Origin of the sequence: Klebsiella sp. M5al (genome assembly GCF_002090195.1) — a bacterium.
Taxonomy (GTDB): Bacteria; Pseudomonadota; Gammaproteobacteria; order Enterobacterales; family Enterobacteriaceae; genus Klebsiella; species Klebsiella grimontii.
In genome coordinates, this window is sequence record NZ_CP020657.1 from 2,980,353 (window position 1) to 2,997,189 (window position 16,837).

At 46.0% G+C, this 16,837-nt stretch carries 14 protein-coding genes and 5 pseudogenes; 15 read left to right on the forward strand and 4 right to left on the reverse strand.

Annotation, left to right across the window (positions count from 1 at the left end; all coding sequences use genetic code 11):
- Positions 1-10: 10 nt before the first annotated feature.
- The 7 genes from BWI76_RS14250 to BWI76_RS14280 all read left to right on the forward strand — a co-directional run bounded on the left by BWI76_RS14250 (position 11) and on the right by BWI76_RS14280 (position 6,769).
- A complete protein-coding gene (locus tag BWI76_RS14250) occupies positions 11-1,429 on the forward strand; it encodes a cytochrome ubiquinol oxidase subunit I (protein WP_004137099.1) in 1,419 nt (472 codons plus the stop codon).
- Positions 1,422-2,426, forward strand: a complete 1,005-nt coding sequence (gene cydB, locus BWI76_RS14255) for a cytochrome d ubiquinol oxidase subunit II (RefSeq protein WP_004137097.1) — start codon at positions 1,422-1,424, stop codon at positions 2,424-2,426. Before BWI76_RS14250 ends, cydB begins: the two co-directional genes overlap by 8 nt.
- A 38-nt stretch (positions 2,427-2,464) precedes the next feature.
- Positions 2,465-2,578 carry a DUF2474 domain-containing protein gene (locus BWI76_RS14260; RefSeq protein ID WP_075262121.1) on the forward strand — a complete coding sequence of 38 codons (114 nt, stop codon included), beginning with the start codon at positions 2,465-2,467 and terminating at the stop codon, positions 2,576-2,578.
- 158 nt (positions 2,579-2,736) lie between these two features.
- A complete protein-coding gene (locus tag BWI76_RS14265) occupies positions 2,737-3,675 on the forward strand; it encodes a LysR family transcriptional regulator (RefSeq protein WP_004137094.1) in 939 nt (312 codons plus the stop codon).
- A 365-nt stretch (positions 3,676-4,040) separates the two neighbouring features.
- Positions 4,041-4,937, forward strand: coding sequence for a hypothetical protein (locus BWI76_RS14270; RefSeq protein WP_004137092.1), 897 nt, complete (start codon positions 4,041-4,043; stop codon positions 4,935-4,937).
- A gap of 303 nt (positions 4,938-5,240) precedes the next feature.
- The gene (locus tag BWI76_RS14275) at positions 5,241-6,437 is read left to right on the forward strand and encodes a hypothetical protein (RefSeq protein WP_004137090.1); all 1,197 of its coding nucleotides are present in this window, start codon (positions 5,241-5,243) and stop codon (positions 6,435-6,437) included.
- A 74-nt stretch (positions 6,438-6,511) separates the two neighbouring features.
- Complete coding sequence (locus BWI76_RS14280; protein ID WP_064371764.1) at positions 6,512-6,769, forward strand: hypothetical protein; 258 nt, start codon at positions 6,512-6,514, stop codon at positions 6,767-6,769.
- Positions 6,770-7,079: 310 nt separating this feature from the next.
- Here BWI76_RS14280 and BWI76_RS14285 read toward each other — a convergent pair.
- The 3 pseudogenes from BWI76_RS14285 to BWI76_RS14295 form a co-directional block, all read right to left on the reverse strand.
- Positions 7,080-7,370, reverse strand: a pseudogene (locus tag BWI76_RS14285) (DDE-type integrase/transposase/recombinase); the annotation flags it as partial.
- 42 nt (positions 7,371-7,412) lie between these two features.
- Positions 7,413-8,025 (reverse strand): annotated as a pseudogene (istB, locus tag BWI76_RS14290) (IS21-like element helper ATPase IstB); the annotation flags it as partial.
- Positions 8,026-8,307: 282 nt separating this feature from the next.
- A pseudogene (locus BWI76_RS14295) lies at positions 8,308-9,328 on the reverse strand (IS630 family transposase).
- Positions 9,329-9,530: 202 nt separating this feature from the next.
- Here BWI76_RS14295 and BWI76_RS14305 point away from each other — a divergent pair.
- From BWI76_RS14305 to BWI76_RS28530, 5 genes and pseudogenes are all read left to right on the forward strand, one after another.
- Entirely contained in the window at positions 9,531-10,316 is a 786-nt protein-coding gene (locus BWI76_RS14305; RefSeq protein ID WP_004137081.1) for a metallophosphoesterase family protein, read from the forward strand.
- Positions 10,317-10,320: 4 nt separating this feature from the next.
- Positions 10,321-11,202, forward strand: a complete 882-nt coding sequence (locus BWI76_RS14310) for a hypothetical protein (protein WP_004137080.1) — start codon at positions 10,321-10,323, stop codon at positions 11,200-11,202.
- Positions 11,202-11,540, forward strand: a complete 339-nt coding sequence (locus BWI76_RS14315) for a MazG nucleotide pyrophosphohydrolase domain-containing protein (RefSeq protein WP_004137078.1) — start codon at positions 11,202-11,204, stop codon at positions 11,538-11,540. Before BWI76_RS14310 ends, BWI76_RS14315 begins: the two co-directional genes overlap by 1 nt.
- A gap of 1 nt (position 11,541) precedes the next feature.
- Complete coding sequence (locus BWI76_RS14320; RefSeq protein WP_016247208.1) at positions 11,542-12,477, forward strand: thymidylate synthase; 936 nt, start codon at positions 11,542-11,544, stop codon at positions 12,475-12,477.
- A gap of 7 nt (positions 12,478-12,484) precedes the next feature.
- Positions 12,485-12,629, forward strand: a pseudogene (locus BWI76_RS28530) (hypothetical protein); the annotation flags it as partial.
- On the opposite strand, the pseudogene BWI76_RS14330 reads toward BWI76_RS28530, so the two are convergent.
- Positions 12,624-13,439: pseudogene (locus BWI76_RS14330) on the reverse strand (IS3 family transposase); the annotation flags it as partial. The pseudogenes BWI76_RS28530 and BWI76_RS14330 overlap by 6 nt on opposite strands.
- Before the next feature lie 67 nt (positions 13,440-13,506).
- On the opposite strand from BWI76_RS14330, the gene BWI76_RS28535 reads away from it, so the two are divergent.
- From BWI76_RS28535 to BWI76_RS14340, 3 genes are all read left to right on the forward strand, one after another.
- Positions 13,507-14,370, forward strand: a complete 864-nt coding sequence (locus BWI76_RS28535) for a hypothetical protein (protein WP_170984686.1) — start codon at positions 13,507-13,509, stop codon at positions 14,368-14,370.
- The gene (locus tag BWI76_RS14335; RefSeq protein WP_227493323.1) at positions 14,271-15,461 is read left to right on the forward strand and encodes a hypothetical protein; all 1,191 of its coding nucleotides are present in this window, start codon (positions 14,271-14,273) and stop codon (positions 15,459-15,461) included. The genes BWI76_RS28535 and BWI76_RS14335 overlap by 100 nt, the downstream gene beginning before the upstream one ends.
- A 135-nt stretch (positions 15,462-15,596) precedes the next feature.
- Positions 15,597-16,739, forward strand: coding sequence for a helix-turn-helix domain-containing protein (locus BWI76_RS14340; protein ID WP_004137061.1), 1,143 nt, complete (start codon positions 15,597-15,599; stop codon positions 16,737-16,739).
- The last annotated feature ends 98 nt before the right edge of the window (positions 16,740-16,837 follow it).

Here is a 16,837-nt window from a genome sequence, read left to right on the forward strand (position 1 = left end):
AGGAGTGCGTATGTTCGAATTAGATGCTTTTCATCTGGCAAGGATCCAGTTTGCCTTCACGGTTTCGTTTCATATTATCTTTCCGGCGATAACCATTGGTCTTGCCAGCTACCTGGTGGTGCTGGAAGCTCTGTGGTTGAAGAAACGCGCGACGGTATATCTGGATCTTTATCATTTCTGGTCCAAAGTTTTTGCCGTTAACTTCGGTATGGGCGTGGTCTCCGGGCTGGTCATGGCCTATCAGTTTGGCACCAACTGGAGCGGATTCTCTCAGTTCGCCGGCAGTATTACCGGGCCTTTACTCACCTATGAAGTCTTAACGGCCTTTTTCCTCGAAGCGGGTTTCCTGGGCGTTATGTTGTTTGGCCGTAATAAAGTCGGGCCAGGTTTGCATTTTTTTGCCACCTGCATGGTGGCGTTGGGCACATTAATTTCGACCTTCTGGATCCTTGCTTCCAACAGCTGGATGCACACGCCGCAGGGGTACATTATTGAGAACGGCGTGGTAATGCCTCAGGACTGGCTGAAGATTGTTTTCAACCCCTCATTCCCGTGGCGTTTAGCACATATGACCACTGCGGCCTTCCTGGCGAGCGCCTTTTTCGTTGGGGCATCCGGCGCGTGGCATCTTCTCAAAGGTCAGGATACGCTAGCGATCCGAAAGATGTTCTCAATGGCGCTGTGGATGGCGGTCATCGTTGCGCCCGTCCAGGCTTTTTTGGGCGATGGACATGGGCTGAATACGCTGGAACACCAGCCTGCGAAAATTGCCGCGATTGAAGGACACTGGGAGAATAGCCCCGGTGAAGCCACACCGCTCATTCTGTTTGGCATTCCGGATATGGCGCAGGAGCGCACCAAATATGCTCTTGAAATACCTTATCTCGGTAGCGTGATCCTCACTCATAGCCTGAACAAACAAATTCCCGCCTTAAAAAGCTTCCCGCCTGCTGACCGGCCAAATGCCACTGTGGTGTTCTGGTCATTTCGCATCATGGTGGGTCTGGGGCTGTTAATGATTGCCCAAGGTGTATTAAGCCTCTGGCTGCGATATCGCAAAAACCTCTACTCGTCCCGGCCTTTCCTCTGGTTTGTGATGTTAATGGGGCCTTCAGGGCTGATTGCGATCCTGGCAGGATGGTTCACCACCGAGATAGGGCGGCAACCCTGGACCGTTTATGGCGTCCAGCGCACCCGGGACGCGGTATCGGCCCACGGCAGCTTACATATGAGTTTTAGTTTGCTTGCGTTTATCGTGGTTTACAGTGCGGTGTTTGGCGTGGGTTATATCTATATGATGCGACTTATCAAAAAGGGTCCCGTTAGCGGCGAAGGTCAGCATCTGGAGGAAGGAGGGCCAGGCCAGCTACGCACCCCGGCGCGACCCCTATCTGCGAGCAGCCAGCAAGAAGGAGCCTGTCATGATTGATCTTTCGCTTATCTGGTTTGGCATCATCATCTTCTCCATACTGATGTATATCGTTATGGACGGATTCGATCTTGGCATTGGGATCATCTTCCCGTTCAGTCAGGATGCCAAAGAGCGTGATGTAATGGTCAACACGGTAGCGCCGGTATGGGATGGCAACGAAACCTGGCTGGTGATGGGCGGTGCCGGTCTGTATGGCGCGTTTCCGCTGGCCTACGCCGTCATCACCGATGCGCTGGCCGCCCCCTTAACACTGATGCTTATCGGTTTAATCTTCCGCGGCGTAGCATTTGAATTTCGGTTTAAGGCTACGATCGCCCATCGTCCTTTCTGGGATAAAGCATTTATCTCTGGTTCTGTTATTGCCACTTTCTCACAGGGCGTAGTGGTTGGCTGCCTGATTAATGGTTTGCCTGTAAATCATCGTGCTTATGCAGGGTCTGAGCTCATCTGGCTGGATCCGTTTGCGCTGTTTTGCGGCCTGGGGCTCGTCATAGCCTATGCGCTATTGGGCAGTACCTGGCTGGTGATGAAAACAGAAGGGCAATTACAGCTGAAAATGGCCTGGCTCACGCTACCTTTAGTCATGGCGTTACTTGGGGTGATGGGGATTGTTAGCCTCTGGACGCCGCTGGCGCATCCACTCATAGCCACGCGATGGTTCAGTCTGCCAAACCTGTTCTGGTTTTTACCTGTCCCTGTGCTGGTATTGATCTGCTCATGGGGAGTAATCCGCTCCATTCGCCGTGGATCGCACTACTTACCCTTCTTATTGACGCTAATGCTCATTTTCCTGGGGTTTTCCGGGCTCGGTATTAGCATCTGGCCTTACATCATCCCGCCGTCGGTCACGCTATATCAGGCAGCATCACCAGAGAGTAGCCAGGCGTTTATGCTGGCCGGTAGCCTGGCGATCATCCCGATAATTCTGGTCTACACCTTCTGGAGCTATTACGTTTTTCGCGGGAAAGTCAGGACCGGGGAGGGATACCATTGAAAAATAAGTTTACGCGCACCGACAAGAAAAATCGTACGTTGCTGAAAGGGCTTTTCTGGCTGGTCGTCATCTGGACCGCCAGCGTCCTGGCGTTGGGAATCGTTTCGCTACTTTTCCGTGCGCTAATGTCTGCTGCAGGCATGAAGGCATAATCCAAAAAAAACGCCTGGTCGATTCCATTCAGGCGTCTCACATGAAAGAAAAACTTCTCCGTTAAACAAGTTTATCTGCTTTGTCTGGAGCGAGGTATCCACCCCATACTGATTCGGATATAGACTTTCTTCCTAAGCCATACCTACCGAACAAATCTATGACAATTCCATTGACTATCAAACAAATTGAGATGCTGGTGAAAATCAGCGAGGGAAAAGGGCTGTCGGAAGCGGCGCGCCTGCTTAACCTCTCTCCTTCCGCCGTCAGCAAGGGGCTGGCTGTGATGGAGGAAAACCTGGGGGTGCCGCTCATTCAGAGAACGACCCGTTCATTTCAGTTAACAGAAGCCGGGGAATACTTTGTTTCAAGAGCCTCGGCGCTTCTGAAAGAATTTGACGATATAGTCAATACGACATGTGGGTATTTCAACCACCCTCACGGTGCCCTGCGGATAACCTGTTCCGTGGCTTTCGGTTATGCTCATTTAATTGACATTTTCGAAGAATATCGCAAGAAAAATCATGATGTTGAGTTAATCCTCGATCTCGACGACCATCTGACGAATCTCAATGAGAATAACGTTGATATCGCGTTGCGGATCACCGCCACGCCACCACAAAATTATGCAGCCAGGAAGTTATCCAAAATAAGCTGGCTATATTGTGCTTCACCTACCTACCTCGCCCGAAATGGCATCCCGACCAAACGTACGGAGCTTGCAAACCATGAGTGCCTCGTATATCCGGGCTTAACGCCACCGCTTCGCTACAACGAGATAGCATCCCAGCATCCACAGTGCAATATCAAATCCAGAACGCCTGTGCAGGCTAATAGCAGCCTGTTGTTGCTCAAGGCGGCTCTCTCCGGACAGGGAATTGCCTGGCTTCCTTCCTATCTTATCAGTCGACACATTGATAACGGAGAGTTGGTTCCCCTGACGCTGGATGGTAAATGTGCTTACCCGACCCATAGTCTTTATGCGCTCTATTTTCCGAGCAAGTTCCGTAATCCAAAAGTCAGATCCTTTATCGATTTCCTGGTTGAGGAGAATCAACCCTGGAATCGTTGGGAACAGGCAATCGATAGCCTGCTTTAACCGGCAGGCTTTCTAATGTGCTGTAGATCACAAATCTAATCAGACATAAGAATTTATTTATAAGGAAAAACTATTACCCCGATCACGTTTGTAGATGAATAATTTTATATTTTGTGGTGCCTGTCATGTCGTTCTTAAATAAACAACCTGTGAATAAAAGTAGAAACTGTTTTCTTTAATTTTCATTCGCTACAGCTTCGTTGCTGTGTAAAGCTTCTTGCATTCAATCATTAATACCTGTGAGTTGTTGGGTTGAAATATCGGCAGGGACTTGTTTATTTTGTTTAAAGAATGAAACAAGTTAGCACAGTATGTATTAAATCATACTCACCCTGGTGGTTATATTTAGTCAAATGGGGTCTCCTATGACTGTAGGAATTAATAACGAAGCAATTAATAAAAAGAATATTCCCTTTACTATGTACGATTTAGGATGGGTGGTGCTCTGTATCGGTGCAGCCATTGGTTCAGGCATTGTTTTTTTCCCATTACAGGTTGGCCTGAAGGGGGTATGGGTATTTGCACTGGCGGTTATCCTCGGCTATCCGGCCGTTTATTACATGCAAAAGCTGTTTATCGAAACCATGGCGCGGAGCGATGAGCAGGATTCCTATCTGAGTATCATTGCCAGCTACGTTGGCAATCGCTGGGGACTGCTGCTGGGGGCGCTTTACTCGATTACTATGCTGAAATCGATGGTGGAGTATGCTCTTGCAATCACCAATGATAGCGCTTCGTACCTGAAAACGTTTGGCCTTACAACCCAGACGCTTTCAGAGCACTGGTGGTGGTCGTTGTTGTTAATAGCAGGGCTATCTCTTGTGGCTTCGAAGGGAGAAAAGGTCCTGTTCAAAGTCTCGGGAAGCATGATTGCGGTAAAACTGGTTATCATCGTAGCCATTGGCTTTGTGGTCGTACCTTTCTGGGACGTGAGCAATATTGGCGAATTTCCTACGGTTAGCCATCTCGTTGTTGGCACCTTCCCAACCCTGCCATTCGCTATCTTCTCGATCATGTTCGTTGGGATTTTGAACCCCATGAATATCGCTTATAAAAAGCGCGAAGAAGATAAAGACGTGGCGAAGTACAAAATATTGCGCGTGCACAAAGTGGCGTATCTGGTTTTGGTGGCTACCGTGCTGCTGTTTGTAGTGTCCATCGTACTTTCCATTTATGAAGTAATAGTCCTATGGAAGTTATTTAACTTATGTTGTGTGAGAATCCAGTTCATAAACCACAGGGTACATATCTCTCTGCTTTAAAAGATATTTTTAATAGAAAGGTGAATTCACTTCAAGAGAACTTCATGAACTAATAGGAAATGTGCCTCTTATGAATATTTCCCGACAACTTACTCTGCTTCAGTTCATGAACCATTTCCCAACGTAATAAAAGGTTGTAAAATGCGTTTTAGCGTCACTGGGGTAGGGTGTATTGACATCACCGGGCAAGCGCGATAAAGTGAAAGGGTAAGGCTACTACCCAACCTCAAGGGGGTCAGACGACTCCGGGTCCATTACATGACACTTTTATGTGTCAGGACTTTGTCTACTTGAGGAAACACCATGAATACATCATCTTCTCTCGCGTCCCAGATCGTCGACCGTAAACTTGCTCGCACGGCCATCGGTCGCATTAAATCAAGCCTTAAAAAATTTAGCTGTGTTGCCGATATCAACGCATTCCGGCAAGCCTTCCATGATGCGTACCATGCCCAAGGGCAACAGTCGGGTGAAACGGATTTGTTGACTGCTATGCTGGGTGTCAAAAAGCTAAATGATATCCCGGCACTTGCACTTGTTGTCGATGAAGGTTTGCCTTTTGGGCAGGTTGTTGAGCGCCGTAAGGCTATGGCTGCCAGCTTGTCTGAGTTTATAAAACACCATGCACCGAAAGCGCACTTCCGGGTGCCGGATAATCTCCTGACTCAGTGTCTGCACCTCATCGAGCTAGTGCAGCCCCTGGCGGTTGCAGAAGACAAGTATGCTGCAAACTACCACGAAATGGCGCAGGCCAAAGATGAAGGCCGCTTGGTTGAGGAATTCCATCATGTGTTTGTTCATCTGGTTGGGTGCGAGAATCCTGAGCAAAAATATGTGTACCGTGCTATCGCTTTGCACTTTCTGGCCAAGGAAAACAGCCTTACGGCCAGCGTTCGTTCTTCACCTGCTTGGGAGTTGCTCATTCTTGAGGTTGGCACAATCGCTACACGCTGGATTAATACCGGAGAGCCCATTAAAACCTGGCGGGGCATCATGGAGCTGTCGGGTATGCACCAGCTTGGCGAGATATACGCTGGCCATCAGCTTGCACAATCTCTTTTCTTTAAGGCTGATGCGCCTCGGATTGATAAGCAGCTGGCGTTAGAGGTGATTGAGCTAACCTTTGAACAATATCGACAACGTCGGGTTCAGGGGCCAGTATTTGCGCATGGTGATTCAGAAACAGATCTCTATCGCAATTACAACACTATCGTGGGAGAGGCCATTCGTAACAGTGATGATCTGGCGGAAGTGGATCGACTGACGCGTAATTTGGTGTCCGTACTGCTAGAGGCCGCTGAAAAGTGCATGGCAACCTTTGATGCCTGTGTACTGTGTATCCTGACCCCAGATTTTTTGCCTTTGCACGGTGTTGATCCCGAAAACGAGCGCCTGCACGCGCTACGTCATAAAATTTCTGCCTTCCCGGATACTGAATCCTGGTGCCGTGAGCTAGCAGCGACCCCCCAAATTAAATCCCTTCAGGCGCGATTTTACTAAATCTCGTTGATTCAACACCCCGGTCAGTCACTGGCCGGGCTCATTTGTTCATCCCAAAAACAGAGGAAGAGAGAATGACAATTCAAACTTGCCCAGTATGCCATGGCCGAGACGGCCTGTTCGAAGTTACCTGCCCGGAGTGCGACGGATCGGGTTACAGCCCGGAAGAGGACAAACCCTTTGCACAATGCCACACCTGCTATGGTGATGGTACGACTGAAACGTCAGCCTGCCCCCGCTGCGGTGGTGTGGGCGAAGTAGACGATGATGAAGACGACGAATACGAAGAGGAAGAGGAAGAGGATGACGACAGGGACGAGGAGGAAGACTAACGCCCGCATTTCCAACTCGCTCATCCACCCGTTAACACGGCGTTCAGGGTGAAACCAAGGTATCTGGACGAAGCGTAAGGCTGGTGCATAAGCGCATTAACCTATCGTGTTGAAATACCAGTTCAGATATCATGGTAATAAAGTTACAAGGCCACTCGGAAGCGGGTGGCCTTGATCGATACTCGAATCCGCCGCATGTTCACATTTGTACCAACAAAACTCATGGAGGTTATTTAACTTATGTGAATGTGAAGCCAGTTCATAATCTAAAACGAGTTTGCTGAGAAGACTGTATGGGGCGATATAGGTAAAGAAGTGCATTCAGGATAATATCTTTTGTCATTCGGGGTTGCATTGACCAGCCGATAACTTTGCGCGAGAACAGGTCAACAACCACGGCCAGATACAGCCAGCCTTCGTGGGTACGGATGTAAGTTATGTCCGTTACCCAACGTTCATCCGGTGCTTTTGGGTTGAACTGTCGCTGGAGCCTGTTGGGTGTCACGATACTGACTTCCCCTTTACGCGTTCGTGGGCTTCGGTACCCGACCTGAGCCTTTATTCCGGCACGCTTCATCAGCCGCCAGACCCTGTCAACGCCATGATTTATGACCGCATCCCCATCCCCTATTTGGTCATTTTGCTGTCCGCTTTCCGCCATTTCATCATCGCTGATTGGCGTTGCGCTTTTGGCCAGCACTCCAGCTCTGCGTTTTTTCCTTCAACCGATAGCTTTCTCCTTTGATATTCAACGTGGTTGAGTGGTGCAGCAGATGGTTCAGGATCGCTGTTGCCAGCACGTTATCACCGAACATCTCCCCCCAGTCAGCGAAGCCTTTGTTTGATGTCAGGATAATACTCGCTTTTTCATACCGTCGATTCAGTAACCGGAAGAACAGGCTGGCCTCTTCTCTGGTCATCGACAGATAGCCTATTTCGTCCAGTAGCAGCACCCGGGCATAACTCAGTTGCTGTAGCTGGCGCTCCAGTCTGTTTTCCAGCTTCGCTTTCATAAGCGTTGCTACCAGCCAGTCCAGCGGCATGAACAACACCCGATGCCCTGCATCTGCTGCTTTCACTCCGAGAGCAACAGCCAGATGGGTTTTACCCACACCTGGTGGTCCCCGCAGGATCACGTTCTCGCAGCGCTCCACGAACGCCAGCCCGGCCAGTTCCCGAACAACCTTACGATCGATACTAGGCTGGAAGCTGAAGTTGAACTGCTCCAGCGTTTTGACCCCGGGCAGGCGAGCTTGCTATTTTTGTCTTATCTGATTGATCTATTGAATAAAATGTAAAATTAGATAACATTTAGCGAAACTCACATTTATCAGGACTGACTGTCCTGAGGGCGGTAGCGTTATCAGAGTTGAAAAAATAAAACTTAGTTCACTCCAAGTAAGTATCCGCTGACCACAGCGGGTAGTTTTTTGTGGAAAAAGTGTACGCGGGCTAAGCATACACGTATGCTGCCAAGTCCGTTATGTGGGTGCGTTCGATAGCCGTCGCTTAGTGATTAACACATTCAATTTCTATGCTCATAGATCTAAATAGCTGCGCCTAATACCGCCACATTTTTGCCAGACCATGTTTCCCACCGGGGAATGGGCTGGCGGTTTACATAAAATATCGTACCTTATTCAGTAACTGCCACATTGAACGGCACTGATGGTTACGCGTTATCGTGTCATGAAGCGCCTGCCATAACCGCTCTACGTGGTTCACCCACGGTGAGTAAACAGGTTGATAAATCACCCTGAACTTCGGATTCGTTTTCAGCCAGCACAGAGTTTCACGACTTTTATGGATAATATAGTTATCCACGATTAGCGTGATGGTTTCGGCTCGCCGGTATGTCGCTTTGAGATGCTTTAACAGACTGATAAATAAAGAGGAGCTTTTACTGCTGCCGCCAACGTAGCTGACTTTTCCCGTGCCACTATGTGACGCCCCGGCCAGATAGTATTTTTCATTCTGTCCCGGCGTAACAACTCGCTTTTGCTGTCCGTGAAGCTGCCAGTCTGCACCGATTTTTGGGTTGAGATGGATATCCACTTCGTCTTCATAAAAAACCGGATGTACTGCGCTGCATTCGTCCAGCGCTTTATGGATTGTGGCCATCCTTTCATCCTTATGCGGGTCACGGATACGCAGTGTTGGTGCGGCCCTGCGCCATACCAGTCCGGCAGAGGGCAACCAGCGACGCACGGTCCCGGCATGTAACTGACATCCGGTTATCTCGTTGATTTTTATTGCCAGTTACTCTGTGCTCCAGCGTGAACGCTGATAACCAAAATCACCAGGAGAGTGTTTTATCAGTTCACGTAGCAGGGTGCAGATATGCTCAAAAGGCCATCGCCGGGAGCGCCCTGCGGGTAAGGATTTAAGGCCTTCAACACCCGACAGCGTAAACCAGTTAATCCAGCGCCCGACGGATGAACGGGCGCAACAGAGCGTTCTGGCGACGTCGCTGACTCGTTCGCCCCGGTGCAACATCAGCATGGCGGTGAGTCTGCGGGCATGATTTTTATCACGAGTTTTATGGATAGCTTTCTGCATCAGGCGTCGTTCGCCGCGGGGAATTGGTGCTATGATGGCATCGCTCAGTCCGGTTGGTGATTTATGATTTTTGGCGATTGATCAGATCGCACAATCCGGGCTGAGTTCCCTTTAAGTGATCTACTATTCCGCGCAGCTATTTAGTAACAATCAAATTCACACACAGTTATTGAATTAATTTTCTAAAGAGAGGGTTTGGATTTTGGATATTATTCATTTGTCTGATTTACACTTTGGAGATCCCAACGCTCCATTTCAGGAAAGCAAACTTGCCGATTCACTGTCTAAATACATTCTTGAAAACACAGAAAACCCAATCTTACTAATTAGTGGCGATGTTACAATAAAAGGCCAAAGAAATGGATATGGTATAGCCTCTACTTTTTTTGAAAAATTGATTGCAGATGGTAAGTTAAATAGGAGCAATATAATTGCTTGCCCTGGTAACCACGATATAGTTGATAATAAATTTAGTGATTACGATGGCTTTATTTATGGACTCAGGCGCGATCATGAAATGGACTTCACTGAACATTCATTCAGAGTGATTAATATTGAGGATATTACTTTCTTACTTTTAAATAGTTCATATCATTTAGACCATAAGTATGGATTGATTGATACTGATGTTTTTAACATAGACATGACCGAGGGAAAAAACACAAAAAAAATCCTCGTATTGCATCACCATATACTTAATCAGTTTAGAGATGATACGTCCGCCATTAGGAATGCATATGATCTTGTACAGTTTATTGAGAAAAATCCCTTTGATATGATTTTGCATGGACATCAACATAGTGAACAACTTTACCACTTGGGGAAATGCAAGGTTCCGGTCATATCAGCCAGAAGTGGTAACTTTAATCAAAGAGGCTATCTAAATGCATTTAATCACTATAATTTTTCGAATGAGACATTAAGTATAGATAGTTTTGCTTTTGAAAATAACAATCATGAAATCAATATAATCAAACTATCAAGGTAGCGTGATGTTTAACATAGAATATAAGAAAATTTCTTCTCTTGAAAGTATTGCTAGTGATGCTTGCTCAAGCATCAAACCTGATGAATATAAAATTAATTTGATTCTTGCCTACGAAATAAGTACGACATCTCTTATTGAAAATGTTCTATCGGATGTTCATCAACTGGCAGAGCAATGGAGTGCGGATGAGTGTCCGAAAAACTTGTACTTTAATCATGGCCAATATAAAGTGGGTGGGGTCGATAATATTATTAATGAGCTTAAAGAAAAACCTTCGAGTAACAGGGCTCTTTATTCTTTAATAAATCAAGAGACAATAATGAACTCTGGTGATGATCCAATACCATCATTCATGTTATTTCAATGTGTTCTTGAACATAGGGTATTATACTGCAATGTTTATTTAAGAGCGTTGGAAGTTAGCAAGTTTTTGAGAATAAATCTCGAGGAAATTCGAATCAACATTGAGAAGATATCCAATTCATCATTGAGTTTTGATTCTGTTAGATTGGTAATCTTTGCATGTAGGGCCCACCATGTTCCTAATTTCAACCCTCTCGAAAAACCAAAGTTAGATTTGCTATCTCAGTACCAAATGCTCACAATGCTCAAACATGACAGAAGTGAGTTAGCACGTGCATTAGAACAAATGGCTGGAGTGCAGACCGTCATCAAGAGTAAGTCATTATGCGATCTTTATGAAATAGTTAACGGTGAGTGGAGCGAAAGTAATAAACAACTTCTGTTATCTTTACTGGGCAATACTATTGAAGAAATTGAAGAGCTTCATGCAATTCGTAAGCAACACTCTCATCATGAACGGGTTAGTGCCTTGAACTCATCTATCTCTAAAAAACTTAATAATATAGCGAGGGAGTTTAAATAATGAATCTAACATTAAAAGAAATCTGTGAGAAACAAGAGGATTTCGATAAAAAAACCGCCATAAAAGGTCGTGGGTTTTACAAAAAAATTAATGGAAGTAATTTACATGAATTAGAACATCTTATTGTATGCTTGCTAGGTGAGTTAGGTGAGTTTTCAAATATAACAAAAAAAATTGTTAGAGGTGATAAGGTATTAAATGAAGTAAAAGCTGAACTTGACGAAGAATTAGTTGACACCTTTATCTATCTTATTAAGATAGCTAATCAATTTGATGTTGATCTCGAAAGCGGATTTATGGCAAAGTTAGAAAAAAATAAAAAAAGGTTTAAAGATTAGAATGAAAATATATGATGGAAATGACCTTAATTGTTTGTATTTAGAGGCATTGTCAGATTCTTTAAAAATTAGCAGTCCTAATTCGTCACGTTCTGGAATAGTTTACGATCTTGGACCAGCTGTATTTCAACTTCCTTCTGATAAGTTGAATTTGATAACTCTAAATAGAAGAGCGCTAAATCCTTTTTTTGCTATCGCTGAAGCGGCTTGGGTGATCGGCGGTTTTAATGATCTTGCATATCTGGATTACTATATCAAGACATATGGTGATTTTTCAGATGATGGAAAAACACTTAATGGGGCTTATGGATACAGACTTCGACAACAATATGGATTTGACCAGATCGATTTTGCGATTGAAGAATTAAAAACCAACCCTCAGTCACGTCGATGTGTCTTGAGTATGTACTCCCCGAGCGATTTGATAAATACAAAATCAAAAGATATTCCATGTAACACATCGGTAATGTTAAAAATAAGAAATGGGGAGTTAGACCTTACTGTAATAAACAGATCAAATGACATATACTGGGGGGTTCCATATAACTTTTTTGTTTTTCAAGTTTTGCATTATTACATAGCATCTAGAATAGATATAAAAGTTGGGACCCAACGTCATTTCACTGACTCGTTGCATCTATATGAAAAAGACATAAGCAACATTAAGTCTATCATAAATAACAATAATGCAGGGGTGACTTTAACTCAAAGCATGAATATTGAACTCATTGACGGAATTTTAAATAACATTACTGCTATAAACCAAAGAAATTTTACACATGTCACAAATACGCATATCAATAGATTGCTAAGTAATTATAGTAAATATAAATCGGAAGGTGATCTCTTTGCTTTAAATGAAACAACAAACAACACTACTCTTGATTTTTTGGTGTCAGATTGGTCACGTAAGTATATTGGAAATTCTATTTGTTGAGTATAACAGAATCACCCATGTCAATGACGGTTTTATCTTTCTGAGCCACAGGATCATCCGCAAACACTGCCGTTACGGCGATATGCAGGGAGAGCTCGACAATCCCGAAGGAGAAGGCTAGAAGCTTCGATGTAAGCGCACCCGTTTTAGTTCCACGCACTTTTTGAGAGTTCCGGTTTTTCTGCCATCAGCCGGTACTCTTCCGGCGTCAGGTTATTCAGGGATTCATGAGGCCGCTCGCTGTTATATTCTGTCAGCCAGCGCTCTGTAATTTCCCGCGCTTCATTCTGAGTCCTGAACAGATAAAAATCCAGTATCTCTGTCCGGTAGGTCCGGTTAAAACGTTCGATAAAGGTATTCTGCGTTGGTTTACCCGGTTTAATAAACTCCATCATCACCCCATGCTCTTCAGCCCATTGCGCCAGAGCCAGTGAGACTAATTCCGGTCCATTGTCCATCCGCATCTTCAGCGGGTATCCGCGGTTTGCCACTATTCTGTCCAGAACCCGGACGACACGCTGAGCTGGGATATTCAGGTCGATTTCTATTGCGAGGGCCTCGCGGTTAAAATCATCCACCACGTTGAAGGTCCGGAAGCGTCTGCCGCACATCAGCGAATCGATGGACCAGCTCTGGTTCATCGCTTCTGGCGTCGCCAGCGGAGCCGGATTACGTACCGGCAGGCGCTGTTTTCCCTTACGGCGAAAATTCAGTTTCAACAGGCAGTAAATACGGTGAACGCGCTTATGGTTCCAGCTATTGCCCTGCCTGCGAAGTACCTGAAAAAGCTTTTTAAATCCGTATCGCGGATAGCGTTCAGCCGCCACGGTCAGTGCCATAATGACCGGCTCATCACGTCGCGTATCCGGCTGATAACGAAATACCGTCCTGCTCAGCGACAACGTCCTGCAGGCCTGACGTAAGCTCATGGCAAACTGCGCGGTCAGATAGCTGACCAGCTCCCCCCTGACACATGAGTTGCCGCAGAACCGAACCTGGGAAACCTGTTGCGAAGCACTGAGCAAAATAGTGGGAACTGAGACCACTCCTGAATCCTTTTTAAATGCATTGGCACATGAAGGCCTCATTATCCTTTCTGTTGTAGATGAGGAGACCTTCCTGATCCGTCTGGGTTATCAACGCTACGGTGACATACTCTGTGCTATCAGCCTTGTGGAAGCTCTTGATTCGGATACAGCAAAACTAGCGGAGAAAATTGCAGCGTTAACAGAAGAAGATGCTGGATTGCTGGAAGCTCTTGCCGCCGTGCTGCCAGAGAAAACTGCTCTTGAAATTACTGCTGAAGAAGTAGGATTACCATCCGAACAAGCCCATAAGCTGTTCATCCAGTCATTGGTTTGGCGCTCCCGACAAAGTGTAGTGGAAGAAATTGATGAACACATCCATGCAGCACTGCATACACCTGGATTATGGGAGTCGGTTTATGAACCGCTGTTTTCACTTAGTCTGGTTCCTGACCATCGTCTAAACGCAACTAACTGGCTGGGGCCATTTTTACGGCAGTCATCCTTAGCTGAACGTGACACCTACTTGTCATTAGCTGCGCTGGGATCATTTGATAACAAGACTGCTGTCTATTCACTCATCCATGCAGCACTATTTGCTGACATAACCCATTGGCCTGCTGAAAGCCGGAGGCTGGCCAGTCTAACACTTGCCTGGCTCACTTCGTGTGCTGACCGCCGAATCAGGGATTTATCCTCAAAAGGGCTAAGCAGAATCCTGGCAAACTACCCGGAAAACTGCCAAACATGGTGCTCTGGGGAGAGTCCATGGCCCCGGATTTCTGGCGTTATCAGGTGGAATCGAAGATTTCCGGCTTTGACTTGGAGAGCGCCAATATCAGCCATGAAAACATTGCCTGTTGGTTAATGCGAGAAGCACTTAATTTAGGATATCCCGGTTATAACCACTGCGCGCTCAATTATGATCGCCATATCGGAAGTCTGTATGGCGCGGGACGGGGTAGAAAAGGATATGCTGACCGACTCGGTAAAAAATATTACTGGATCGCCTTACATCGACTACTGGGCATTCTGGCCAGCAATGTCCCCGCACTGGAAGACCCATATTCCGACTACGAACCTACAAGTGATCATCTATGGTCAGTCGACGTTCGTAAAGTCGACCTGACCGATGTACGCGACATCACCGCAGAAAGTGTCTATCCAGTACTGATGGAAGAAACAAATTATGCATTCCCTGACCGCAATTCAGATATCAAAGGTTGGGTTCGGACCGATGATTTGTCACCTTATGAAGCTTGTCTGATTCGAACTGACAAGGAAGGGGAACAGTGGGTAGCGCTTTCACACAGCTATTGGGACGAGGATAAAGCGCCGAATGAAAATAGCTGGAATTCACCTTACCTGGCAGTGCGTGCTTATTATTCAAGCGCACTCATAAATGAAAGCATCCAGAACTTTAAACAGAAAAGTGCGCGCGATATTTTCCAATATAACCAGGGAAATTGCTGTTATCGCGGTTATCTTGCTGAATATCCTGACAGCCCAGTGTACAAACAACTTCTTAATAATGAGGAAGATAGTGAAGCATTTAATTTTACAGAAGTCAGTTTACTACGCGGAAGCGAATGGGAATATGACTACTCATATACCACGCCCGAGCGCCAAGATAACCTCATTGCGCCATGCCAGGGAATCATTCAAAAACTCGAACTTTTATGGGATTGTCAAAGCGGTTGGGTTGATCGTTCTGGCAAACTTATCGCCTTCCATCATAAAGGTGTAAGACAAAGCGGACTTTTCATTCATCGTTCGGCGTTGAACGCCTACCTGTCCATAACAGGTGAAGAACTTATATATCGCCGTTTTGCTAACAGGGGATATTTTGATTTAGCTGGCCGTAACGGCTCGCAAATAGACCTGAAGACTTGGCTCCAGTACCGGGCAGACAAGGCGCCAGTAGTTTTACGAGAAGAGGAACTGCCGTTTAACTGCTGACAACGATACTTATTATGTAATCAACTGGCTGCCCTGGCATCGAATGCCTGGGCAGCCAGTTCACACTACCAATTTAAGTAGACTGAAGGAATACTTGGTACAAGCAAACGCACGCCATATCGGATAGAGAGGACTATGAACGAAACCATCGAAAAACTGATTGCCAGTGGAAAGGAAGGGCCATGGTGGGACTTTAAACAAACCTACCACCAAAACAATGCAGCCCTTGTTCACGATATCCTCTGCATGGCAAACGTCCTGCATGACGGTGACCGGTATCTGATTTTTGGCGTGAATGATGAAGGGTTGATTACTGGCGTGCCGGAAGATGGTAAGCAACTTAACCAGGCAAACTTAATCGATCTGTTAAGAAAAGTCAGTTTTGCAGAGCACCATTGTCCGGATATTCAGCTGCACCACATCACACTCCAGCATAAGGTGCTGGCTATTCTACAAATTCGTAACGTCAGAATGAAACCCTACTATCTGACCCAGGACTATATAAAAGAGGGAAAAACTGTCAGAGCCGGTGTCGTTTACACCCGTCAACAAGATGCCAATACGCCCGTAACTAGCTGTGCCAGCCCTGGAGATGTCATGGCAATGTGGAGAGAGCGCTTTAACCTGGACCTGGCACCCGCTGACCGCATAGTCAGACTGCTTCTGGATTACGACAATTGGGAATATGACGGTATCAGCGAGGCCTATTATCGGTTGGATCCGGATTATGCCATTCATATTGGCAACACAGAAAAAGATATAGGAGGACATCACTGGTGGTCAACGATTAGCATTGAGCAACCTTGTCACTATGAATACATCCTCAAATACCGTGGGCGTGTACTTGAACGAGTGACAATCGTACATTACAGAAATGAGGGTTTACAGTTTCCCTTTCCAGAGATGGATACGCTGGCTTATCCAGGAAAAAGGGATGAATTCGTAACTGATTATTATGCAGACGTTTTTTACTTCGTAAAAAACACCTTACCCTACAATCTGTTGAGTCATATCAGAGAATTACACTCACTGCCTGGCCATAATTCAGGCATAACCATGCCGTTAACCACCCAGACCAAACCGCCGATTATCGAGCTGCCATTCATGGTGTTTGAGAACGCAGGGGAAAAAGAAGAAAAGCTAAAGTTTATTAAAAGTCAGCTTGCTGATTTTTGTCCGGATGGTATGCCTGATACGGCATCGATGAAAACTGACCCAGAACTAAGAATGGAAGCAGAGAGACAATTTTCATGGTGGGTTTTTAACCATATGCGTTGAGCCGAAGCCAGTAACCCTGCCTGGGAGTTGTTCATTTTTGACGTTGCAACTAAAGGTCAGCGCTACGATAGCGTGTTTTAGTGCGCACTCGCGTATTT